The 22,258-nt window shown below is 66.6% G+C and carries 17 protein-coding genes; 7 read left to right on the forward strand and 10 right to left on the reverse strand.

Annotated features, from left to right (window positions below; genetic code table 11):
- Nucleotides 1-46 precede the first annotated feature (46 nt).
- The 3 genes from HFK18_RS00290 to HFK18_RS00300 are packed head-to-tail and all read left to right on the forward strand — an operon-like array spanning nt 47 to nt 3,158.
- Nucleotides 47-826: a CvpA family protein gene (locus tag HFK18_RS00290; RefSeq protein WP_180163714.1), complete on the forward strand. Its 780-nt coding sequence runs from the start codon at nt 47-49 to the stop codon at nt 824-826.
- A gap of 30 nt (nt 827-856) precedes the next feature.
- Nucleotides 857-2,323 carry an amidophosphoribosyltransferase gene (gene purF / locus HFK18_RS00295; protein WP_025878104.1) on the forward strand — a complete coding sequence of 489 codons (1,467 nt, stop codon included), beginning with the start codon at nt 857-859 and terminating at the stop codon, nt 2,321-2,323.
- Between the two features lie 10 nt (nt 2,324-2,333).
- Nucleotides 2,334-3,158, forward strand: a complete 825-nt coding sequence (locus tag HFK18_RS00300) for a ferritin-like domain-containing protein (protein WP_180163715.1) — start codon at nt 2,334-2,336, stop codon at nt 3,156-3,158.
- 123 nt (nt 3,159-3,281) lie between these two features.
- On the opposite strand, the gene HFK18_RS00305 is transcribed toward HFK18_RS00300, so the two are convergent.
- Nucleotides 3,282-4,754 (reverse strand): DUF2235 domain-containing protein, encoded by a 1,473-nt coding sequence (locus HFK18_RS00305; protein ID WP_180163716.1) that lies wholly within the window; start codon nt 4,752-4,754, stop codon nt 3,282-3,284.
- 220 nt (nt 4,755-4,974) lie between these two features.
- Between HFK18_RS00305 and HFK18_RS00310 the strand changes: the two genes are divergently transcribed.
- On the forward strand, nt 4,975-6,228 hold the full coding sequence (locus HFK18_RS00310; protein WP_180163717.1) for a zinc-dependent metalloprotease: 1,254 nt from the start codon (nt 4,975-4,977) through the stop codon (nt 6,226-6,228).
- An 87-nt stretch (nt 6,229-6,315) separates the two neighbouring features.
- On the opposite strand, the gene lpxH is transcribed toward HFK18_RS00310, so the two are convergent.
- The 9 genes from lpxH to HFK18_RS22055 all read right to left on the reverse strand — a co-directional run bounded on the left by lpxH (nt 6,316) and on the right by HFK18_RS22055 (nt 20,126).
- Nucleotides 6,316-7,062 (reverse strand): UDP-2,3-diacylglucosamine diphosphatase, encoded by a 747-nt coding sequence (gene lpxH / locus HFK18_RS00315; RefSeq protein WP_180163718.1) that lies wholly within the window; start codon nt 7,060-7,062, stop codon nt 6,316-6,318.
- Between the two features lie 59 nt (nt 7,063-7,121).
- On the reverse strand, nt 7,122-7,661 hold the full coding sequence (locus HFK18_RS00320) for a phosphatase PAP2 family protein (protein WP_180163719.1): 540 nt from the start codon (nt 7,659-7,661) through the stop codon (nt 7,122-7,124).
- Entirely contained in the window at nt 7,642-8,787 is a 1,146-nt protein-coding gene (locus HFK18_RS00325; protein WP_180163720.1) for a glycosyltransferase family 1 protein, read from the reverse strand. The genes HFK18_RS00320 and HFK18_RS00325 overlap by 20 nt, the downstream gene beginning before the upstream one ends.
- 166 nt (nt 8,788-8,953) lie before the next feature.
- Complete coding sequence (locus HFK18_RS00330) at nt 8,954-11,881, reverse strand: TonB-dependent receptor (protein WP_180163721.1); 2,928 nt, start codon at nt 11,879-11,881, stop codon at nt 8,954-8,956.
- A gap of 314 nt (nt 11,882-12,195) precedes the next feature.
- Nucleotides 12,196-13,722 (reverse strand): exopolyphosphatase, encoded by a 1,527-nt coding sequence (ppx, locus tag HFK18_RS00335; protein WP_180163722.1) that lies wholly within the window; start codon nt 13,720-13,722, stop codon nt 12,196-12,198.
- Nucleotides 13,723-14,090: 368 nt separating this feature from the next.
- The gene (gene ppk1, locus HFK18_RS00340) at nt 14,091-16,178 is read right to left on the reverse strand and encodes a polyphosphate kinase 1 (RefSeq protein ID WP_025878118.1); all 2,088 of its coding nucleotides are present in this window, start codon (nt 16,176-16,178) and stop codon (nt 14,091-14,093) included.
- Between the two features lie 4 nt (nt 16,179-16,182).
- Entirely contained in the window at nt 16,183-17,514 is a 1,332-nt protein-coding gene (gene phoR / locus HFK18_RS00345) for a phosphate regulon sensor histidine kinase PhoR (RefSeq protein ID WP_025878120.1), read from the reverse strand.
- 105 nt (nt 17,515-17,619) lie between these two features.
- Nucleotides 17,620-18,309 carry a phosphate regulon transcriptional regulator PhoB gene (gene phoB, locus HFK18_RS00350; RefSeq protein ID WP_089239076.1) on the reverse strand — a complete coding sequence of 230 codons (690 nt, stop codon included), beginning with the start codon at nt 18,307-18,309 and terminating at the stop codon, nt 17,620-17,622.
- Nucleotides 18,310-18,425: 116 nt separating this feature from the next.
- A complete protein-coding gene (locus HFK18_RS22055; protein WP_180163723.1) occupies nt 18,426-20,126 on the reverse strand; it encodes a M48 family metalloprotease in 1,701 nt (566 codons plus the stop codon).
- 95 nt (nt 20,127-20,221) lie between these two features.
- On the opposite strand from HFK18_RS22055, the gene grxC reads away from it, so the two are divergent.
- From grxC to HFK18_RS00370, 3 genes are all read left to right on the forward strand, one after another.
- On the forward strand, nt 20,222-20,512 hold the full coding sequence (grxC, locus tag HFK18_RS00360; RefSeq protein WP_025878124.1) for a glutaredoxin 3: 291 nt from the start codon (nt 20,222-20,224) through the stop codon (nt 20,510-20,512).
- Nucleotides 20,509-20,901, forward strand: coding sequence for a carboxymuconolactone decarboxylase family protein (locus HFK18_RS00365; RefSeq protein WP_046986956.1), 393 nt, complete (start codon nt 20,509-20,511; stop codon nt 20,899-20,901). The genes grxC and HFK18_RS00365 overlap by 4 nt, the downstream gene beginning before the upstream one ends.
- Before the next feature lie 316 nt (nt 20,902-21,217).
- Entirely contained in the window at nt 21,218-22,222 is a 1,005-nt protein-coding gene (locus HFK18_RS00370; protein WP_099819170.1) for an isocitrate dehydrogenase, read from the forward strand.
- Nucleotides 22,223-22,258 lie beyond the last annotated feature (36 nt).

The following is a 22,258-nucleotide window of genomic DNA, read 5'->3' on the forward strand; positions in this document are numbered from 1 at the left end:
CCTGTACGCAGCCCCGTTGCCAGCGCCGCCGAAGGAGCGGGGCGCCATGATCGACGTGGTGCTGCTGATCGTGATCGCCGCCTCCACCCTGCTCGGGTTGCTGCGCGGCTTCGTTGGCATCGTCATCGGCACCGTTTCGTGGCTGGTGGCCGCCTGGGCGGCCTTCGCCTTCGGCAACGACGCCGCACGCTGGTGGGCGGCACCGGCCGCGCCCGGCGGCGAGCATTTCATCGGCGGTTACCTCAGCGTCGGCATCGGCGTGATGGTCGTCGTCGCCGTGATCGGCATGGTCATCAAGGCCATCGTCCACCGCAACATGCTGGGCAGCCTGGACCGCCTGCTGGGTGGGATCCTCGGCGCCGTGCGTGGGGGCCTTATCGCGGCCGTGCTGCTGCTGCTGGCCGGCTTCACCCCGCTCACCGCCGAACCCTCCTGGCGCGGCTCGGCGCTGCGTCCGGTGCTGAACCCGGCCGTGGCCTGGATGAACAACAAGCTGCCGCACTGGCAGGTGCCGGGGGCCGACCTGCTGCCCAAGGCCTTGCCGATGGACGCGCTGTCCCCATCTGCGTTGATGGAGCTGGGCAAGAGCGCCGGCGGCGGAGTGGGCAAGCCGGGGGCGACAGGCGATAATGGCGTACTCGGTCAGATAGTGGCGGGCAGCGGATGGCTGCGGCCTGCGAAGGCGGAACAGGGCGAGGCATATGATCCGGCCGAAGTGCGCCCGGACGCCCCAGCACTACCGGGCAGCATCGAGCCGGACGACCCGGCCAATGTCGACCGCAGACGCGGCGACAACTCTGGCCAGGTACGGCCACCTTCCTTGTAACTGGGCACAGCCCAGCGGAGACCTCGCATCATGTGTGGCATCGTCGGAATCGTCGGCAACCAGAACGTCGCCGGGCAGTTGTATGACGGCTTGACCGTCCTCCAGCATCGCGGCCAGGACGCGGCGGGCATCGCCACCGTCAACGGCAGCCGCCTGCGGGTGCAGAAGGCCACCGGCCTGGTCCGCGATGTCTTCGATGCACGCACCATGTCCACCCTGGAAGGCAGTGTCGGTATCGCCCATGTGCGCTACCCGACCGCCGGTTCGGAAGGCATGGACGAGGCGCAGCCGTTCTACGTCAATTCGCCGTACGGCATCGCGCTGGCCCACAACGGCAACCTGATCAACACCGAGGACCTGCGCCAGCAGGTGTTCGAGCAGGACCGCCGCAACGTCAACACCGATTCGGACAGCGAAGTGCTGTTGAACGTGTTCGCCTACGAACTGGAACAGCAGCGCCAGCTCAGCCCGGAAGCCGCCATCCGCGCGGTGGCCGGTGTGCACCGTCGCTGCAAGGGCGGCTATGCGGTGGTCAGCGTGGTGCTCGGCCTGGGCCTGGTCGCTTTCCGCGATCCGCATGGCATCCGCCCGCTGGTGCTGGGCAAGCGCAGCCACGCCGAGGGTGACGAGTACATCGTGGCCTCCGAGTCGGCCGCGCTGGACGTGCTGGGCTTCCAGCGCGTGCGTGACGTGCAGCCGGGCGAAGCGCTGGTGATCACCGCGCGCGGCGAACTGTTCTCGGAAATCTGTGCCGAGCCGGCCGAACACACCCCGTGCATCTTCGAGTACGTGTACTTCGCACGCCCCGATTCGATGATCGACAACGTGTCGGTGCACAAGGCGCGCATGCGCATGGGCATCAAGCTGGGCGAGAAGATCCTGCGCCTGCGCCCGGACCACGACATCGACACCATCATCCCGATCCCGGACACCTCGCGCGATGCCGCGCTGGAGATCTCCAACGTGCTCGGGGTGAAGTACCGCGAAGGCTTCATCAAGAACCGTTACATCGGCCGCACGTTCATCATGCCGGGCCAGGGCGAACGGGTGAAGTCGGTGCGCCGCAAGCTCAACCCGATCCACCTGGAATTCCGCAACCGCGTGGTGCTGCTGGTGGACGACTCGATCGTGCGCGGCACCACCAGCCAGCAGATCGTGCAGATGGCGCGTGACGCCGGCGCACGCAAGGTCTACCTGGCCAGCGCCGCACCGCCGGTGCGTTACCCGAACATCTACGGCATCGACATGCCGGCCGCTGAAGAACTGGTCGCGCACAACCGCAGCATCGAGGAAATCGAAGCCCACCTGGGCTGCGACTGGCTGATCTACCAGGACATCGAAGACATGGAAGCGGCGGTGAGTGAAGGCAATCCGGCGCTGCGCAACTTCGATTCGTCGTGCTTCAACGGGCATTACCCGACGGGCATCGAGCCGGGTTACTTCGAGCGCATCCAGCAGCTGCGTTCGGACGACGCCAAGCACAAGCGCCGCGCCTGAGGTCCAGGCGGTGATCGACGTGCCTGACGTCGGTGGCAATCTGCTGCGCGCCGCGCAGCAGTGCCTGGCCGAAGCCGATCCCCTGCGCAAGGTTGCACTGACCCAGGCCTACGCCGCTGCGTTCCGCGCCGGCCGGTTGAACGTACCGGCCGATGCGCCGCCAGCCGAACCGATCCGCATGCCGGGCCGACCGCCGCAGCTGCTGATGGTGCATCCGCGTGAAGTGCCCCGGCGCGGCCTGGGCGGGGTGGAGGGGCGCGCGGCGTTCATCCATGCCATCGCCCATATCGAGCTCAATGCGATCGACCTGGCCTGGGACGCGGTGTACCGCTTCCGCGGTCTGCCGGCAGCGTTCCATGCCGACTGGGTGAGCTGCGCCGACGACGAATCGCGCCACTTCATGCTGCTGCGCGAGCGCCTGCTGGCACATGGCCATGAGTACGCCGATTTTCCTGCGCACAACGGCCTGTGGGAAATGTGCGAGAAGACCGCGCACGACGGCCTCGCGCGCATGGCGCTGGTGCCGCGCGTGCTGGAAGCGCGTGGGCTGGACGTGACCCCGGGCATGATCGACAAGCTGCGCAATGTCGGCGACGGTGAAACCGCCGATGTGCTGGAAGTGATCCTGCGCGAGGAGGTTGCACACGTTGCCGCCGGATCGCGCTGGTTCCGCTGGTACTGCGAGCGCGCCGGCGTCGAACCGCGTGCGCGTTTCAGGGAACTGCTGGTCGAGTATGCCGGCGGCTACCTGCACGGGCCGTTCAACATGGAAGCGCGCCTGCTGGCTGGGTTCGATGCGGATGAGCTCGCCAATCTGATCGAGCAGGCGGGTTGACCGGCGTCGGTTGATCCATCATCCACGCATGGCGTGGATCTACTGCAAGGCCGGTGCCCCGGTGGATGAGGTCCACCCGCCACCCCAGTAGATCCACGCCATGCGTGGATGCCGTTCGCTCGTTCACCCGTTGGGCAACACCACGCGCCTGCCATCCACCGTCGGCCGGTTGATGTAGAACAGCCCCGGCCCGGGCCGATACGGCAGCTCGCTGACACCAGCATCAGCGGTGTAGGTCAGGGCGGTATCGCCCAGCGCATCGAAATTCCAGTGGGCGGACTGCATCAGGTAACGGCGGCGCAGCAGCGCTTCCTGCGTCGGCGTCAGCGGCTGGCCGGCGATCAGGCGCCGTGCGATCGGCTGCAGCGCGCTGGGCAGCTCCCAACCCGCCACCTCGGCGGCGTCGGCGGTCCAGGCCACGCCGGCATCGATGGCATGCTTCTGCATCACCTGCAGCGCAACCAGCTGATAGCGCCAGTCGATGGGCCGGTGCAGCACCACCGCAGCGGTGGCGTACAGCACCGGCGACAGCAGCACGCTGCGGCTGCCCGCGCGTCGTTGCTGCTGCCACTGGTGCCAGACATCGACCCACACTTCCTTCGGGCTCAGCCCCAGCTGCTGCCGCCAGCGTTCGGCGTCAGCCTGTGCCTCAGCGTAGGCGGTCGTCGCCTGCAGCAGGGCCAGTGGCGGCGTCTGGTAGTCCTCCACGCTGGGCCGGCGCAGCAGCTGCCGTCGCGGCCGGCTGAGCAGCTTGGGCCCTTCCTCCACCTGGTCGTAGCCACCGCCGATGTTGGCGTGCACGCCGGGCAGTGCGATTTCAGGATGGGCCGGTGCCACCGTGGTCAGCGCATAGTGCTGGCGATGCTCGTCGCGCGCGCTGAGCTGCAGCACCGCTTCGGCGATGCCCGCGGGCAGGGCGATGCGGGGATGCTCGTCGGCGCGTCCGCCGTTGACGGCGACCACCGTGTCGAACAGACCGATGAAGCGCAGTGCCGGCCGCGGCAGGGCGAAATCGGCGCTGCACGAAAGCCCGGCCTGCTGCAGCAGCTGCCGCCAGCGCGCGGCATCCCACCCGCGCAGGTGGTTGGCCACATCGCGCGCGGAGGCCGCGCCGCGTGAGTAGCCGAACAGATCAAGCTGCACGCTGTGCAGCGGCGCGCGCCACTGCCCGGCAAGTGACGACAGGGCGGCCGGCAGCAACACCCGCAATGCACGCTGCACCTTCGCCTGCACGCCACTGGCGCCAATCCCGAAGGCCAGGCCGATCAGGTCGTCCTCGGCATCGTCGCGGGTGCCGACACCTTCAACATAGATCGCCAGCGAAGGTGCGCTGCCCGGTGTGCGTCGGCTGTCCGGATACAACTGGTGCAGGCGCGCGATGTTGGTGGCGCCGTTGTCGTAGCTGCTGGTCAGCCGGCTCTGGTAGGTCGAATCGTCATCGGCGCGGAGCAGGGCAGGGCGTGGTCGCGGCACCTGCCGGTGACCCTGCGCCAGGTTGTGCGCGTTGTTGCGGGTGCCGTCGAAGAACAGGCCGATCCGCAGCAGGCCCGGATCAGCCGTCATGTCACTGCTGTGCTGTCCTGGTGCCATGTGCATTTCCCGTCGTGGCCACGTCACGGTAGCGCGAAAGCTTTGTGTTGGCGAAGTGTACTGACGCTTTTGACCTCACTGAACGCAGATGCGGTCGATCACAGATCGCGATTTCCATTCCCCTCATCTATTGAATTCACGCGCCCTGCGCAGGCCTGATGGCCGAACCCGGCTCCCCGGGTCGTGCTGCATCAACGCTGTCTACTTCACTCCAAGGAGCGACAAGATGATGTCCAGATCGATAGGTAAAGCGACAGGTGGTCTGTTGTTGGGATTGTCGGTAGCGGCCGCCGCGAGTGCGGCGCCGTTGTTCGAGCCGGTCACCGTGCTCAGTCGTGCATCGGCCACCAATGAGCCGGCACTGGGGCGATTGCTGGCCACCCCGTCCACCGCCGCCGTACAGGAAGTGCGAGTCGATGCCGCCGCCATCGCGCAGCCACAGCTGGAATTCGAGCTGCTCGGGCAGAAGGTGCAGGCCGTTCGCAGTAAGGTCGAGGCACTGCCGGATGGTGGCAGCGTCTGGTATGGCCAGCTGCGCTCGCCCTCCGATCGCCTGCAGGCGGCCACGTCCAATGGCCAGGACGATCCGGGCAACTCGCTGATCCTGGTGCGCTCGGGCAATACCCTCACCGGTTCGATCCGCAAGGACGGCAAACTGTATCGTCTGCGTCCGCTGGGCAACCGCCACGTGCTGGTCGAGGTGGATGAATCGCGGATGCCCGCCGATCATCCGGCTGACTACAACCAGTTGCCGAAGATCGCCATGCCGGCCAATGATCGCCTTGGCACCGCGCAGGCCTCGTCGGGAAGCCCGGCGACCATCCGCGTGCTGGTGGTGGCGACCAACGCTGCAGTGAGCGCCTACGGTGGCAACATGCAGTCGCTGGTGCAGCTGGCCGTTGCCGAATCCAACCAGGGGTATACCAACAGCAACGTGGGCCTGACCCTGCAGCTGGCCGGTTATGAAACCACCAGCTACACCGAGTCCGGCAATTTCACCACCGACCTGTCGCGCTTCCGTGGCACCAGCGACGGCTACATGGACAGCATCCACACCAGCCGCAACAACACGGCCGCCGACGTCGGCGTACTGCTGATCAACAACACCAGTTACTGCGGGCTGGCCTCGGGCATCGGCTCCACGGCGTCGACGGCGTTTGCCGCGGTGTACTGGGATTGCGCCACCGGCTACTACTCGTTCGCCCATGAAATCGGCCATCTGCAGAGCGCACGGCACGATATCGCCAGTGATCCGAGCACGTCACCGTATGCCTATGGCCATGGCTATCGTTATGAGCCGGCCAGCGGATCGCGCTGGCGCACGATCATGGCCTACGACTGCTCGGCCGGCTGCCCACGGCTGAACTACTGGTCCAATCCGAACATCAGCTACAACGGCGTGCCGATGGGCATCGCCAGCAGTGCCGACAACCAGCGCGTGCTGGTCAATACCAAGGCCACCATCGCGGCCTTCCGCTGAGGCCAAGCGCTGACCAGGGTCGGCGTCTATCAGGGTGGGACCACCTGCTCTGGTAGATGCCAACCTTGGTTGGCACCCTGCGATCGATCATTCGCGGCTGAGCGTATCCAGCGTCCAGCCGTTGGCATCCACGCGCAGCACCGAGCCCTGTTCGTACCAGTCGCCCAGCACGATGCGGGTGCAGCTGCGTCCGCCGGCCTGCAGGGTGTGGATCGCCGGGCGATGGGTATGGCCATGGATCATCGTGTCCACGCCGTGGCGCACGTAAGTGGCTTCCACTTCGGCCGGGGCCACGTCGGTGACCGTTTCGAACTGCGCACGATCGCCCTGTTTCATTTCCGACTGGCGCGCCTGGCTCGCATCGCGCGCTTTCTGCGCGAAGGCGATGCGCGCTTCCAGCGGCTGCGACAGGAACTGCGCCTGGAAGACAGGATCGCGGGTCTGGGCGCGGAACTGCTGGTAGGGAATGTCATCGGTGCACAGCAGGTCGCCGTGCTGCAGCAGCACCGGGCGGCCGTACAGCTCGATCATGCACGGGTCCGGCAGGATGCGAAGGCCGGCGCGGCGGGCATAGTCTTCGCCCAGCAGGAAATCACGGTTGCCGCGGATGAAGAACACCGGCACGCCGCTGTCGGACAGTACCTTCAGCGCATCGGCCACCGCATCGGCTGCGGCCGAGGGGGTGTCATCGCCGATCCAGGCTTCGAACAGATCGCCAAGGATGTACAGCGCGTCGGCGCCGGGCGCCTCCTCGCGCAGGAAGCGCAGGAACAGGTCGGTGATGGCCGGACGGCTGGGGTCCAGATGCAGATCGGAGATGAACAGCGTGGTCATGCGGATATTCTAGGGCATCGCTTTGCCGGTAGCGCAGGGCTCTGCCCCGTCGCAGGGCGTCACACCGGCAGCGGCAACCAGGCCAGGCTGGCCGAGGCCAGCAGTGCAGCGATGCCGGTGGCCGCCAGAACGTCGCTCGGATAGTGCAGGCCCAGTACGACGCGAGACAGGCCCACGCCGAAGGTGAACGGCACCAGCAGCGGTGCCAGCCAGGGGTAGTAGGCCAGCGCAACGATGGTGAACGACACCGCGTGCAGGGTATGCCCGGACGGGAAACTGAACTCATCCAGCGGCGCCACCCAGGCACGGATACGCAGGTCGGCCGCGTACGGCCGCGGTCGCCGGGTCCAGCGTTTCAGCCCCTTGTACAGCAGCAGCGCAGCCAGCCCGGTGGCGGCCATGTGCACCGACGCACGCAGGCCGTCGAAGCCATCAATGAGCACCAGCGCGCCCATCAACATGTACCAGAACACGCCATCGCCGAGCCGGCTGATGATCGAGAACACGCGCCGCACGCGGCGACGTCGGCAGTAGTGGTTGGCGCGGCGGCACAAGCGCGCTTCGCGGCCGGCCAGCAGTTCAAGCGGCGTGGTGCGCATGTCCGCTCCTCCGTGCATTGGCCAGTTCCGCCAGCAGGCTTTCAAACTCCGCCACCACCTGCTGCGGGTGCAGCCGCTTCATCGCCCGTGCCGCGTTGCCGCCCAGTTCACGGCGCAGGGCATCATCGGCAGCCAGTTGAACCGCTGCCTGCACGAACTGCTCGTCGCCATCCACCGCCGCACCGTTCTCGCCGTTGCGCAGGTATTCGCGGGCCGCGCCGTAGTCGAAAGCGACCGTGGCCAGGCCGCTTGCCATGCTTTCCAGTGTCACGTTGCCGAATGTCTCGCTGCGGCTGGGGAACAGGAACAGATCGCCACTGGCGAAATGGCGGGCCAGGGCATCGCCGCGCTGGATGCCGCAGAAGATGAAATCGGGATTCTCATGGGCCAGCTTCTCGCGTGCCGGGCCATCGCCGACCCAGATGAAGCGTGCTTTCGGACGCACCTGCTGCAGCTTGCGGAAGGCCTTCACCGCCAGGCCGAGGTTCTTTTCGGCGGCGATGCGGCCAACGTAGATCGCCGCCAACCCCGTACCATCGATGCCCCATTCTTCGCGCAGCGCCGGGTCGCGGCGCGACGGATCGAACTGCTGGTTGTCGACCGCACGCGCGAGCAGGCGCACACGCTCGAAGCCCTGCTCGGTCAGGAATTCCTGCAGTTCGCGGGTGGGCACCAGGGTCGCAGCGGCCTGGTTGTGGAAGCGGCGCATCCAGCGCATTGCCGCCGACTGCAGCCACGCCACGCCATAGTCGGGCAGGTATTCGTCGAAGCGGGTGTGGAAACCGGTGGCTACCGGAATGCCCAGGCGGCGCGCGGTGCGCAGTGCCGACCAGCCCAGCGGACCTTCGGTTGCCACGTAGATCGCGTCCGGGCGCTGCTGCCGCCAGTGCCGGCCCAGCCGGATCGGTGCGGGCAGGCCGAAGCGCAGGCCGGGATAGCGCGGCAAGGCCGCACCCGGAACCAGCAGGGTGCCCGGTGCCGCCTCCAGCGCTTCACTGGCCTGTCGCGGGCGGATCAGGTCGACCTCGTGGCCGGCGGCGCGCAATCCCTGCTCCAGGCCCTGCACGGTCAGTGCGACGCCGTTGATCTCCGGCGGGTAGGTTTCGGTGACGATGGCATAGCGCATGGCGGGCCTCCGGTTTTACGCATGCTCAGGCCTGGCGATGTAGCCGACATGACCGCTTTGCGACAGCGCGATGACGGCCAGGCAAGGCGAGGCCTGCGTAGTTCCGGGGCACAAAAAAGCCACGGCCCCGAAGGGCCGTGGTCGTGGTGTTGCGCCAGCGCGTGGATCAGAAGCGCTGGGTGTACTTCATGTAGATGAAACGACCGATGTCATAGCCACCGTAGTACGAGAAGACCGAGCGCGGCTTGGTGTACATGACCGGGCCCTGCTTGTCGAACACGTTGTTGGCGCCGACCGAAACAGTGGCATCCCACGGCAGGTTGTAGCGGAACTGGACGTCGTGGAAAGTAACCGAACCACGTTCGTTGTAGTTGCGCGTGCCCTTGTACCAGGGAGCGGCAACGTTCAGGTCCGAGCACTCATCGGCGTACTTGCCCGGGTTGACGCACTGTTCCTTGACGCTGGAATAGTAACGCGCGGTCCAGCTGACGCCGAAGTTCTCCAGGTCCCAGCCCACGGTCAGGTTCGAACGCACGCGGAAGCCGATGCCGGTGTTGGTGGCGATACCGTTGTTGACGGTCGGCACGATCGTGCTGTCGTTGGACGAGCGGAAGACGTCCTTGGCCACGTAGGTGGTCGACCACGAGGTGCTCAGCTTGCCGTAGTCGGTATCCAGGCGGTACGTCAGGTCCATGTCGTAACCTTCCGTTTCCATGAAGCCGGCATTGCGGTTGCCGAACTTCAGGCCGGTAACGATGCCGGTGGTCGCGTTGCGGGTGAAGCGCGCGCAACGGTCGGCCAGGCCCTGCTCATAGCAGTCGATCAGGATCTGGTTCGGGCTGTCGTCGACGATGGTGTCGTCGATGCGGATCTTCCACCAGTCCAGCGAAACGTTGAAGTTGCTGATGAAGGTCGGGCTCCAGACCACGCCCAGCGTGCGGCTGGTCGAGGTTTCCGGCTTCAGGTCCGGGTTCGAGCCGGAGGTGAACGGCGTCGGCGTGGCGGCGACGGAGCCTTCGGTCGGCTGGTTGCGGTTGTCCAGCTGGCGGAAGTTGGCAACGTCGGCGATGTCGCGTGCACAGCGGGCACGCACTTCGGCGCTGCTGCGGGCCGAGCCGTACTTGCTGTCACACGGGTCGGAGAAGTTGGCGAAGGTTTCCGAACCACCGCCGTACAGATCGGAAATGGTCGGAGCGCGGAAGCCCTGGGCCCAGGTACCACGCACCAGCAGCTGGTCGATCGGCTTCCACTTGAAGCCGAACTTGCTGTTGAGCGTATTGCCGAAGGTGTTGTAGTCCGAGAAGCGGGTCGCCGCGTTCAAGCTCAGCTCACGCGCACCCGGCAGGTCGGCCAGCACCGGCACGTTCAACTCCAGGTAGGCTTCCTTCACCTTGTACGAGCCACCGGTCGGGCCAGCGGCCAGGTTGGTGGTGGCGCCGGTCTGCGCCAGCGGGTCCGGTACGAACTTGCCGGTTTCCTCGCGGTTTTCGACGCCGAAGGCGAAGCCTAGGTCGCCGGCCGGCAGGGTGAAGAGGCTGCCGCTGATGGTGGCGAAGGCATTTTTCGAGGTCGTGCGGCCGGTCGCGTTCTCCGGCGGGAACAGCCAGTCCTGCAGGGCCTGGTTGTTGGTCATGCCATAGGGGCTTTCCACGCCATAAGGAACCAGCGGATTCCACGGCATGCAGTTGGCGATCGGCGCACCCGGTGCACCGCACTCAACCTTGCCCGTTGCCGGGTTCAGGTAGGACTTGCCGGTAGCCTGTTCGACGCGACCCTTGTGCAGGTTGCCGAAGGTGCTCTGGCGCAGTTCGTTCTTGTTGTACTGGTAGCCCACTTCCCAATCGAAGTAGCGCTCACCGATGTCGAACGAACCGTCGAATGCGGCCACGGCGCGGTAGGTCTTCAGCTCGCTGGTGCTGGTGCGCGGCACCTCCCACAGGCGGCGGTTCCAGCTCACATCGGTGGGCTTGGCATAGCCATGCTGGTTGCCGAACGGGTTGAAGTAGCTGTCAACCGACATGCCCTTGATCTTGGCGGTGGCGGTGTCGAACGGATAGCCGGCGGTGACGCGGGTCGAGGAGCGCTTGTTGTAGCCCAGCTCGGCCTTGAAGCGGATGTTGTCGGTGATGTTGGCCGTGCCCGAGAAGTACAGCGAATCACGCTTGATCGGGTAGCTCAGGTGCATCTGTTCATTGGTGTTGCTGACGTCACCGGTGAACGCGGTCGGATCGGTGAAGTGGTAGTTCGCCGGGTTCGTCGGGTCGCTGCCGCGGTTGAGCGCGTAGTCGCAGCCGGCTGCCTTGGTGCAGCCCGGGCCGCCCTTCACGCCGTAGAACTGGCCCCACTGGCTGTTGGTGGTCCAGCCATCGGTCGGGTGGCGGTCGGTGTTGCCGTAACGGCTGAAGCCGCGGTCACGTGCCCACACGGCTTTTTCTTCCGAGTGCTCGGCGGCGAAGGTGGCCGAGAAGCGGTCATTGGACCAGCCGGCAACCACGTCGACGCGATCACGGGCGCCGTCACCCTCGCTGTACTGGCCGTGGTAGACGTTGGCGGTGACGCCGTTGACGTTGGTGCGGGTGATGATGTTGATCACGCCGGCCATCGCGTCGGAACCGTAGATCGCCGAGGCGCCGTCCTTCAGCACTTCAATACGTTCGACCGCAGACACCGGCAGGGTCGACACGTCCTGGTAGCCCGAGGTGCTGATGCCCAGGCGCTTGCCGTTGACCAGCACCAGCGTGCGCTGCGTGCCCAGGTTGCGCATGTTCACGTAGGTACCACCAGCATCCTCACCGGCCGACAGTACGTTGGCGCGGCTGATGGTCGGGCTGCCCATCGCGGTCACGTTCTGCAGGATGTCCGACACCGAGCTGAAACCCTGGCGCTCGATGTCGGCGCGGGTCAGTGCCAGTACCGGCTGCGACGTTTCAACGTCCACTTGGCGGATGCGCGAACCGGTGATTTCGATGCGGTCCAGGTTGGTCGGCGAGGCGGTGCTGCTGCTCTGGGCGAACGCAGGCAGCGCAGCCAGCGTCGCGGTGGTTGCCAGGGCGTAGCGGATGGCCTGCCCCAGTGCGGTGGTGCGTGAAGTCATGACGAGCTCTCTCTCTCGGGTCGTGCAAAGGACGCCAATACGGGCGTCGAAGGAATCGGCGGGTCCAAGACCGAGCCGATGACCCGATAGTAGTCTCGTTGGTTAATGCTCTGTAAAGAGCGCATGTCGGTTTGTGTCGTTACGCATCACCTGTTTTCACCAAACGTGAACAAAAGCAGGGGTTTACGTGAAGACGCGGCACGCGCAAGCGCCGCCAGCTGCTGCGTTGCAGCAGGAATCGGCGGTCGATTGCGCGAACTGTAACGAAATGTAATCGGGCGCCGACGGCGATGCGTGGGCGCCCGGCGCCCTGCTCAGACCACGAACGGACGGAACTGGATGCCCAGTCCGGCGATGCCTTCGGTCTCGCCGATCAGGTCGGCGCGCAGCAGCGGGCGCGCATCGATGAAGGCCTGCGGCACGATCAGCGACAGGCGGCTGTCGTCGGCGGTCAACTCCAGCACCGGCAGTGGTGCGTCTTCATGCGCACGGTTGAGCAGTACCGCCAGGCGCAGCAGGGCAGCCAAGCGCCGTGCCGTCAGCAGCAGACGTTCGGGAATGGCATCGAAGGCGGTCTTGCTGATGCCGCGGCGGTGATTGCGCACCAGCGTCGCCAGCATCTGCTGCTCCTGCCGCGAGAAACCGGCGATGTCAGAGTTCTCCAGCACGTAGCTGCCATGCACGTGGTAACCGCTGTGGGCGATCATCAACCCCAGCTCATGCAGGCGTGCGGCCCAGCCGAGCATGCGTGCATCATCGGCATCCAGCTTCCAGCGTTCCTGCACCTGCTCCAGCAACGACAGTGCGGTGTCCTGCACGCGACCAGCCTGCACCGTATCGATGCCGTAGCGATGGGTGAGGGCGGCCACCGATTCATCGCGCGGGTCGTTGTCGCCGGCACGGCCGAGGATGTCATAGAGGATGCCCTCGCGCATCGCGGCCTTGCTGACCAGCAGCTTCTGCAGGCCCAGTGCCTGGAAGGCGGCCTCCAGCACCAGGATGCCGCCGGCGATGATCGGGCGGCGATCGCTGGACAGGCCGGGCAGCACGATGTCGTCGATCTTCTTGGCCTTCAGCAGCTCATCGCGGAGCTGCGGCAACGCCTCGGCGGTGATCGCGCCCTTGCTCAGCTTCATCGTCGCGCAGATCTCGCTGATGGCCTTGTGGGTGCCGGACGACCCCAGTGCCTCCTGCCAGCCCAGCGCGCGGTACTTGCTGGCGAACGGCTGGAACTCGCGGCCGATTTCGGCCAGTGCATCCTTCCAGCGCTTCTTGCTGAGTTTGCCGCCCGGGAAGAAGCGGCGGGTGCTGGCGATGCAGCCGGCCTGCAGGCTCTCGCGCTCCAGGGTCTGCATGCCCTTGCCGATGATGAATTCGGTCGAGCCGCCGCCGATATCGATGACCAGGCGGTGCTGATCGGGCTTGGGCGGTTGTGCATGGGCCACGCCCAGGTAGATCAGGCGCGCCTCTTCGCGGCCACTGACCACTTCGATGGCATGCCCGAGTGCGGTTTCGGCCGGCATCAGGAAGGCCTGCGGCGAACGCAGCTGGCGCACCGTGTTGGTGGCCAATGCACGCACGCGATGGGGGGGGACGTTGCGGATGCGCTGGCCGAACCGGGCCAGGCACTCCAGCGCGCGCTGCCGCGCTGCTGCGGAGAGTCCGCCCTTGCCGTCCAGGCCGTCGGCCATGCGCACGGTCTCGCGCAGGCGGTCGATCACCCGCAGCTGGCCAAGCGTGTAACGCGCGATGACCATGTGGAAACTATTGGAGCCAAGGTCGATGGCGGCCAGCAGGTCGCCATCCTGCAATGCGGGCGGAGTCGTGGTGGTATGCGGCATGGGCGAATGTTAGCCGAAGGGGCGGTGAACTCGTCACCGCGCGGCCTTCACATTTTGTGGTGGGGAGTGCGGCAGGGCTGCGCCCTGCACCCGCAGAGTCAACGTCAACATCAAAAGCGGGGTATCCGTGGGATGGCGGGGTGGGTCCGGTTGCGGGGGACGCTGCAAGTACGTCCCTGTAAGCTCGGTCGCGCCATCCATGGCGCTCACGCCCCCGCAACCGGCCCCACCCCGCCTTCGACAGAACTCCGCGATCGGTCGGAATGGCATGGCCTGCTCTTGGTAGGTGTCGACCTTGGTCGACACGGTAGATCCACGCCATGCGTGGATGCATCCAAACGTGCCGACCAAGGTCGGCACCTACCAGGTCAGAGTCCCTGCATCAACGCCATCTGTGCCGAATGCGGCGCTTCGTCGTGGGCCGGTGCGCGCTTGTGGTAGATGCCCTCGGCATCCAGTTCCCAGGCGTTGAGATTGTCGTCCAGGTAGTTCTGCAGCACTTCGCGATAGACCCGCTTGGCCAGTGCCGGGTCGAGGATCGGGAAGCAGGTCTCCACCCGCCGCAGCAGGTTGCGTTCCAGCCAGTCGGCGCTGGCGCAGTACAGCTCCGGTGCGCCGTCGTTGCCGAACCAGTAGACCCGGCTGTGTTCCAGGAAGCGGCCGACGATCGAGCGCACGCGGATGTTGTCCGATACGCCAGGTACGCCCGGGCGCAGGGTGCAGGCACCGCGGATGATCAGGTCGATCTGCACGCCCGCCTGCGAGGCGGCGTACAGCGCACGGATCACCTGCGCTTCGTTGAGGGCGTTCATCTTGGCGATGATCCGCGCCGGCCGCCCGGCGGCGGCGATGCGCGTCTCGCGCTCGATCCTCGCCAGGATCCCGGTGTGCAGGGTGAAGGGCGACTGCAACAGGCGCTTGAGCTTCATCTTCGAGGCCAGCCCGGACAACTGCTGGAACAGCAGGTGCACGTCGTTGCCGATGTCGGCATCGGCGGTGATCAGGCTCAGGTCGGTGTACGCGCGGGCGGTGCCGCTGTGGTAGTTGCCGGTGCCCAGGTGCACGTAGCGGCGCAGCTTGCGGCCTTCGCGGCGCACGATCAGCAGCATCTTGGCATGGGTCTTGTAGCCGACCACGCCGTACACCACCTGCACGCCGGCCTCCTGCAGCCGATCGGCCAGGCCCAGGTTGGCTTCTTCATCGAACCGCGCGCGCAGCTCGACCACCACGGTCACGTCCTTGCCGGCACGTGCCGCCTGGATCAGTGCATCGACGATCAAGGAGTCCTTGCCGGTGCGGTACAGGGTCTGCTTGATCGCCAGCACGTTCGGATCGAGCGCGGCCTGGCGGATCAGGTCGAGCACCGCTGCGAACGCGTCAAAGGGGTGGTGCAGCAGCAGATCCTGGCGGGCCACGGTCTCGAAGATGCCGTCGCTGTCGCGCAGGGTGCGCGGGGTCATCGGCGGATACTTCAGGTCCGGCTGCGCGATCAGGTCGTACAGCTGGATGATGCGGTTGAGGTTGACCGGTCCATCGATGCGGTACACCGCGTTCTCGGTCAGGCCGAAGTTCTGCAGCAGGGTGCGGACGATGTCGCGCGGCATGTCGTGGGCGATTTCCAGGCGCACCGCAGGACGGTAACCGCGGTCCACCAGCTCGTCACGCAGTGCCAGCGCCAGGTTTTCCACTTCCTCCTCGTCCACCACCAGCTCGGAGTTGCGGGTGACACGGAACTGATAGGCGCCCAGCACTTCAAGGCCCGGGAACAACTCGTCCACGAAGGTGGACAGCACCGAGGACAGGAACACGAAGTTCTGCGGCCCGCCGAGTTTTTCCGGCAGCTGGATGATCCGCGGCAGCGAACGCGGTGCGCGCACGATGGCCAGGTGGCCGCTGCGGCCGAACGCGTCGGTGCCCTTCAGCACCACCACGATGTTCAGCGACTTGTTGAGGATCTTCGGGAACGGATGCACCGGATCCAGGCCGAGCGGCGACAGCACCGGCATGATCTCGTTGCGGAAGTAGGCACGCAGCCAGCGCTTCTGGCGGTGGGTCCAGGAATTGCGGCCGAGCACACCGATGCCGGCCTCCATCAGCGCCGGACGCAGCGTCTGGTTCCAGCAGCGGTACTGCTGGTCCACCAGCTCGGCGGCGCGCTCGTGGATGGCATTGAGGATGGCCTGCGGGCTCATGCCGTCCGGGGCCGGCGGCAGGCCGAACTCCTGCGCATGACGGACCGCAGCGGCACGGATCTCGAAGAATTCATCCAGGTTGGTGCAGGAGATGCACATGAAGCGCAGGCGCTCCAGCAGCGGCACCTGCGGGTCCATCGCCTGCGCCAGCACGCGGAAGTTGAAATCCAGCTGCGACAGTTCGCGGTTGATGTACAGCGCCGGGTCGCGCAACGGATCGCTGTCCGTGCTCACGGGGAGGGGGAGGGATCCGAGGCTGCTCATGGCGTCATTCTTCGAAGGAGGTCAGGGGGGCGGACTCACGCGGTCGCACGTGGTCGGCATCGAAATGGCAGGCGAACACCGAGCCCTTGCCGACCTCGCTGTCGATTTCCAGGCGTGCGTGGTGCAGACCGAGGATGTGCTTGACGATCGACAGGCCCAGGCCGGTGCCGCCGCTTTCGCGCGAGCGGCTGCTGGAGACACGGTAGAAACGTTCGGTGAGGCGCGGCAGGTGCGTGGCAGGAATGCCGTAGCCGGTGTCACGCACCGCCAGCACCACGCCGTCGCCCTCGCGGCGGAACTCCACCGCGATGCGGCCACCGGCCGGGGTGTAGCGCACCGCGTTGGTGACCAGGTTGGAGAACGCGCTGTGCAGTTCCTTGGTCGAGCCCTGCAGGTCCACGCCGGCCAGGTCGTCGATGCTGATCTGGTGGCGGCCCTGGCTGTGCGCCTCGGCTTCGCGGCGCAGCGTGGCCAGCATGGGCTGCATGGCCACCGTCTCGGCCTCGCTGTGTTCCTGCGATTCCAGCCGCGACAGGGTCAACAGGTCTTCCACCAGCTGGGCCATGCGCTGGCTCTGCTTGCGCATCTCTTCCAGCATCGGTCCGGTTCCCGGGAAATCCTCCGGGTCCATCATGTCCAGGTAGCCGTGGACCACGGTGAGCGGGGTGCGCAGTTCGTGTGAAACGTTGGCCACGAAGTCACGGCGCACCTGTTCCAGGCGCAGCAGCTTGCTGACATCGCGGGCGATCAGCAGCCAGTAGTCGGACGAATAGGGAATCAGGCGCAGGTTCAGGCGGATCGCAGGATCGACCGGCGAGGGCACGTCCAGGATCGGTTCGGCATTGCGGCCACCGGCCAGCCAGTGGGCCAGCGGCATCGGCTGCAGGCGTTCGACCAGGGCCTCACCCAGATCGCCCGGATGGTGCAGACCGAGCAGGGCCGTGGCCGCTTCGTTGAACCACTGCACGCGCTGGCTGTTGCGGTCCAGCACCACCACGGCGTCGGGCAGCGCGGCCGCTGCAGCGCGATAGCTGCGCAGCATGTCCAACAGGCGTCGCTTGCGCACGCGCATCTCGACCTGGTTGCGGTACAGCAGGCGGTCCAGCTCATTCCAGACGCCGGTGCCCTCGGCGGCGGTATCCCAGCGCTGGCGCGCGGTCAGCCGGCGCAGCACGCGGCGCAGCCGCCAGTAATGCCAGACCAGCGTCGCCAGTGCCGCCAGCGCGATGCACAGCCACAGGTGGCCAGTGAACCATCCGACCAGACCGGCCAACAGCAACACGGTGGCCACGGTGGCCAGTGTCTTCAACCAGGCAGAGCGGATGTGGCGGGGCATTGCGGTCTCGTCGTGGGTTGCGGCGGTTCACGCAGGTGAACCGAGGGTTATAGCAGAGTTGCCGACGCCGGCACCGTGGGGTGCACGGCGCCGGCACGACGAGGCTCAGGTGGCGGTGGAGAAGCGGTAACCGGCGCCGCGCACGGTCTGCACCATGTTCTCGGCGTTGAACGGTTCCAGCGTCTTGCGCAGGCGGCGGATATGCACGTCGATGGTGCGTTCTTCCACATACACGCTGCCGCCCCACACGTGGTCCAGCAGCTGCGCACGGGTATACACGCGCTCGGGGTGGGTCATGAAGAAGTGCAGCAAGCGGTATTCGGTCGGGCCGATCGGCACCGGCTGGTCGTTGGCGAACACGCGATGGGCGGCGCCGTCGATGCGGATCGAGCCCACCGCCACGCTGCCGTCCTCGTCATCGTCGCGGGCGCGGCGCATGACCGCACGGATACGGGCCAGCAGTTCGCGCGCCGAGAACGGCTTGACCACGTAGTCGTCCACACCGGCTTCGAGGCCGCCGACGCGGTCGTTCTCTTCGCCGCGTGCGGTCAGCATGATGATCGGCACTTCGCGGGTCAGCGTTTCCTTGCGCCAGCGCCGGGCCAGGTCCAGGCCGCTGGTGCCGGGCAGCATCCAGTCCAGCAGGATCAGGTCGGGGACGCGGTCGGCGATGGCGGTCTGGGCCTCGCGGGCGTCACCGGCGTGGACAGGTTCGTAATCGCCCTTGCGAAGGGCGAAGGCGACCATTTCGCGGATCGCGGGCTCGTCATCGACGATCAGGATGCGTTTCTGCACGAGGGCACCGTAGGGCTCAGTTACTGGAGTGGTGCCAGTAGACTACGGTTTGATGACATGTTTGTGACTGCCTGGCCGGCATCTGGCATTGCTGCCATCTGCCGGTCATGCCGTGCTCAGCGGCGGTCCAGGTCCGGGTCCTGTACACCCTGCCGGCGCAGCTCGAGTACGGTGGGCGTGATCGACTCGATTCGCGCATCCACCCGGGCCCGGCCGACGTAGTCCAGGGCGGGGTTGCGCTTGAGTGCCTGCAGCTGCATCAGGGCCTGTTCGGGGCGCCCGCCCAGGAACGCTGCCTCGGCATAGGCCTCGCTGGCGCGGACACTGTCACCGGCCAGTTCACTGGCGCGGGCGTAGCGCTGCTGGAAGACCGGATCGTTACCGCTTTGCGACAGCAGCGGACGCAGCATCGCCTGCGCGCGCTGACCCGCGGCCTGGCCGCCTTGCTCGTTCAGGATCTCGGCATAGGTCAGGGCCACCGGCCGGCTGTTGGGGTGCTCATGCAGCAGCTGCTCGAAGCGCGCATTGGCCTGGGTGGATTGGCCGGTGCGCGATTCCGCCTCGGCCAGGGCCAGGGCGACCCACAGGCTGTCCGGGTGGGTCTTCAGCAGGTCGGTCAACGTCTGCCGGGCCTCGCTGGCGCCGCTGCGGCCGCCGCGCATGCTGGCCAGTGCCTGGCCGTAACGCTGGGCGTCGTCCAGGCCGTCCTTCTGCCGCCGCGCAAGATCGGCGTACTCGCGCTGCAGTTCGGCCGGGCTGTCGGCGCTGAGTACGCGCAGGCGCTCGCGGGCCCAGTTGAAATCACCACTGGCGCCGCGGCTGAGCTGGCCGATCGGCACCCGCAGCACGCTGCCGGGCAACAGCGGGTTGATGCCGCGCAGCAGCGGATCGCCCAGGGTCGGGTCGGCCGGATCCACCCGTTCCCTGCGCTCGCCGCTGGGCGTGCGCGTGGTCAGCAGCACCGTGTCCTTCTTCATCTGTTCGGCGCGGGCCTTGGCCTCGCTGATGCGGGTGGTGTTGACCGGATGGGTGCGCAGGAAGTCCGGAACGCTGTAACCGCCATCATTGCCGCGCATCGCCGAGGACATGCGCTCGAAGAAGCCGGCCATCGCATCCACGTCGTAGCCGCTGCGCGACAGCGTGCGGATGCCCAGCCGGTCGGCCTCGGATTCATTGGAGCGGGTGTAGTCGATCTGCCGTTGCTGCATCAGGCCCATGCCCGAGCTGATCGCCGCCATGGTGGCGTTGCCCGAGGAGGAGCTGTTGCTGGCCTGGGCGGCAACCACCGCCGCCAGCATGCCCAGCAGGATCGGAATCTGGTCGCGCTGGGCGCGCTCCACCCCGCGCAGCACGTGCTGCTGGGTGACGTGGGCGATTTCGTGCGACAGCACCGCCGCCACCTCGTCCTCGCGCTCGGCCGTCAGCACCAGGCCGGCATTGACGCCGATGTAGCCGCCGAGGGTGGCGAAGGCATTGATCTGGCGGTCCTTCATCACGAAGAACGTGTAGGGCTGGCGTGGCTGGTCGCTGTTGGAGCCGAGGCGGGTGCCCATGGTCTGCAGCCAGTCGTTGACCAGCGGATCGTCCAGCAGGTAGCCGTAGTTGCGCAGCTCGCGCAGCATCATCGCGCCGTACTCGGCCTGGCGGGCCGGGGTCAGCAGTTCGCCCGCCGAGGAACCAATGTCCGGCAGCTTCTCCTGGGCCTGCGCCAGCGGGGCGGCCAGGGCCAGGGTCAGGGCAGCGGTGAGCAGCAGGGGTCGCAAGCGGTCGGTCCTCGGGCAGAGTCTGCCCAGCGTGGCAGGGCAGGGGGCAACCATTCGTTAATAATCAATCCACAGTGTTGCGGGCGTGGCGTGGAAATTCCAGCGCACCGGTACCATATATGGACCGTCGATCCATCGTGGAGTTTCCCGTGACAGCCCAGTCCGCCGGCGCTACCCCCGCCATCACCATCTATTCCACCGCCGTCTGCCCGTACTGCGTGGCCGCCAAGAACTTCCTCAAGAGCAAGGGCCAGCAATGGACCGAGGTCCGCATCGACCTGGACCCGGTCGAGCGCGAGAAGATGATGGCCAAGACCCGCCGTACCAGCGTCCCGCAGATCTTCGTGGGCGACGTCCACGTGGGCGGCTACGACGACATGATGGCCCTGCATCGTGAAGGCAAGCTCGAGCCGCTGCTGGCCGGGCAGGGCCAGGCATGAGCGCGGCCGACGACGGCAGCAAGGACCGGATCGCCGAGTTCACCGATTTCCGCAAGCGCATGAATGAACGCATCCTGGGTGAGCCGAACCAGGTGGTGCGCCGCTTCTTCGCGCTGGACACGCAGACCTACCAGGCCGGCGCGCTGGACGTGAAAACCAAGGAGCTGCTGGGCCTGGTGGCCTCGATGGTGCTGCGCTGCGACGACTGCATCAGCTACCACGTGGCCCAGTGCAAGGACGCTGGCGTCACCCGTGAAGAGTTCTTCGAGACCTTCTCGGTCGGCCTGGTGGTCGGCGGCTCGATCGTGATCCCGCACCTGCGCCGTGCCGTGGACTTCCTCGACCAGCTGGAAGGTGGCGCCGCCGCCCCGGAAGCGCACGAGCATTGAGGTAGCGCCGGGCCATGCCCGGCGGGCACCTGTACGAAAGGCCGCCGGGCACGGCCCGGCGCTACCGATGACGTACATCGGGGCCTTCCCCGCGATCCAACAGCCCAGGAGCCCCCTTGTTGTTCAAGGGGGCGCGCCGGTAGGCGCGGGGATAAGGTGGAATGCGCGGGCAATTCTGCCTGAGCCGGGACTGGGACCATGGTCTATTTGGGACCTCGGCCCCGGCTCAGGCATAATTGCGGGTGAAACTTCCTTTGCGCCGGCGTTTCCGGGCACGTCCGGACGGCGTTTTTCCCCCTGTTCGGAACATCGATCAATGACGCAGAAAATTACGGTCATCCGCGGCGACGGCATTGGCCCGGAAATCATGGACGCCACCCTGTTCGTACTCGACCAGCTCAAGACTGGCCTGGAGTACGAGGACGCCGACGCCGGCCTGGTGGCCCTGGAAAAGCACGGCGATCTGATGCCGGCGGTGACCCTGGAATCGATCGCGCGCAACAAGGTCGCGCTGAAGAGCCCGCTGACCACGCCGGTCGGCGGTGGCTTCACCTCGATCAACGTCAGCCTGCGCCGCCACTTCGACCTGTACGCCAACGTGCGTCCGGCCCACACCTTCCCGAACACCAAGTCGCGTTTCGAGAACGTCGACCTGATCACCGTTCGTGAGAACACCGAAGGTGCGTACCTGGCCGAAGGCCAGGAAGTGTCGGCCGACGGCGAGACCGCCTTCTCCGGCACCCGCATCACCCGCAAGGGCTCCGAGCGCATCGTGCGTTACGCCTTCGAGCTGGCCAAGAGCACCGGCCGCAAGAAGGTCACCGCCGTGCACAAGGCCAACATCATCAAGTCGACCTCGGGCCTGTTCCTGGCCGTGGCCCGTGAAGTCGCCGCGCAGTACCCGGACATCGAGTTCCAGGAAATGATCGTCGACAACGCCTGCATGCAGCTGGTGATGCGTCCGGAACAGTTCGACATCATCGTCACCACCAACCTGTTCGGCGACATCATTTCCGACCTGTGCGCGGGTCTGGTCGGTGGCCTGGGCCTGGCTCCGGGCGCCAACATCGGCAAGGACGCGGCGATCTTCGAAGCCGTGCACGGCACCGCACCGGACATCGCCGGCCAGGGCAAGGCCAATCCGTGCGCACTGCTGCTGGCAGCGGCACAGATGCTGGACCATGTCGGCCAGCCGGAAAACGCCGAGCGCCTGCGCAAGGCCATCGTGGCCACGCTGGAAGCCAAGGATTCGCTGACCGGCGACCTCGGCGGCACCGGCAACACCATGGGCTTCGCCAAGGCGATCGCCAGCCGCCTGTAAGCAGCGGCCCGACCCCCGGTCGGATCCCACAGCGGG

This window comes from Stenotrophomonas sp. SbOxS2 (genome assembly GCF_013416715.1).
In the GTDB taxonomy this organism is placed as follows: domain Bacteria; phylum Pseudomonadota; class Gammaproteobacteria; order Xanthomonadales; family Xanthomonadaceae; genus Stenotrophomonas; species Stenotrophomonas lactitubi.

What these genes read in the sequence shown, in the direction of transcription:
- HFK18_RS00290 (WP_180163714.1), top strand. Translation starts at nt 47, where the DNA reads ATGATCGACGTGGTGCTGCTGATCGTGATCGCCGCCTCCACCCTGCTC.
- purF (WP_025878104.1), top strand. Translation starts at nt 857, where the DNA reads ATGTGTGGCATCGTCGGAATCGTCGGCAACCAGAACGTCGCCGGGCAG.
- HFK18_RS00305 (WP_180163716.1), bottom strand. Translation starts at nt 4,754, where the DNA reads ATGCACATGGCACCAGGACAGCACAGCAGTGACATGACGGCTGATCCG.
- HFK18_RS00310 (WP_180163717.1), top strand. Translation starts at nt 4,975, where the DNA reads ATGATGTCCAGATCGATAGGTAAAGCGACAGGTGGTCTGTTGTTGGGA.
- lpxH (WP_180163718.1), bottom strand. Translation starts at nt 7,062, where the DNA reads ATGACCACGCTGTTCATCTCCGATCTGCATCTGGACCCCAGCCGTCCG.
- HFK18_RS00320 (WP_180163719.1), bottom strand. Translation starts at nt 7,661, where the DNA reads ATGCGCACCACGCCGCTTGAACTGCTGGCCGGCCGCGAAGCGCGCTTG.
- HFK18_RS00325 (WP_180163720.1), bottom strand. Translation starts at nt 8,787, where the DNA reads ATGCGCTATGCCATCGTCACCGAAACCTACCCGCCGGAGATCAACGGC.
- HFK18_RS00330 (WP_180163721.1), bottom strand. Translation starts at nt 11,881, where the DNA reads ATGACTTCACGCACCACCGCACTGGGGCAGGCCATCCGCTACGCCCTG.
- ppx (WP_180163722.1), bottom strand. Translation starts at nt 13,722, where the DNA reads ATGCCGCATACCACCACGACTCCGCCCGCATTGCAGGATGGCGACCTG.
- ppk1 (WP_025878118.1), bottom strand. Translation starts at nt 16,178, where the DNA reads ATGAGCAGCCTCGGATCCCTCCCCCTCCCCGTGAGCACGGACAGCGAT.
- phoR (WP_025878120.1), bottom strand. Translation starts at nt 17,514, where the DNA reads ATGCCCCGCCACATCCGCTCTGCCTGGTTGAAGACACTGGCCACCGTG.
- HFK18_RS22055 (WP_180163723.1), bottom strand. Translation starts at nt 20,126, where the DNA reads ATGGTTGCCCCCTGCCCTGCCACGCTGGGCAGACTCTGCCCGAGGACC.
- HFK18_RS00365 (WP_046986956.1), top strand. Translation starts at nt 20,509, where the DNA reads ATGAGCGCGGCCGACGACGGCAGCAAGGACCGGATCGCCGAGTTCACC.
- HFK18_RS00370 (WP_099819170.1), top strand. Translation starts at nt 21,218, where the DNA reads ATGACGCAGAAAATTACGGTCATCCGCGGCGACGGCATTGGCCCGGAA.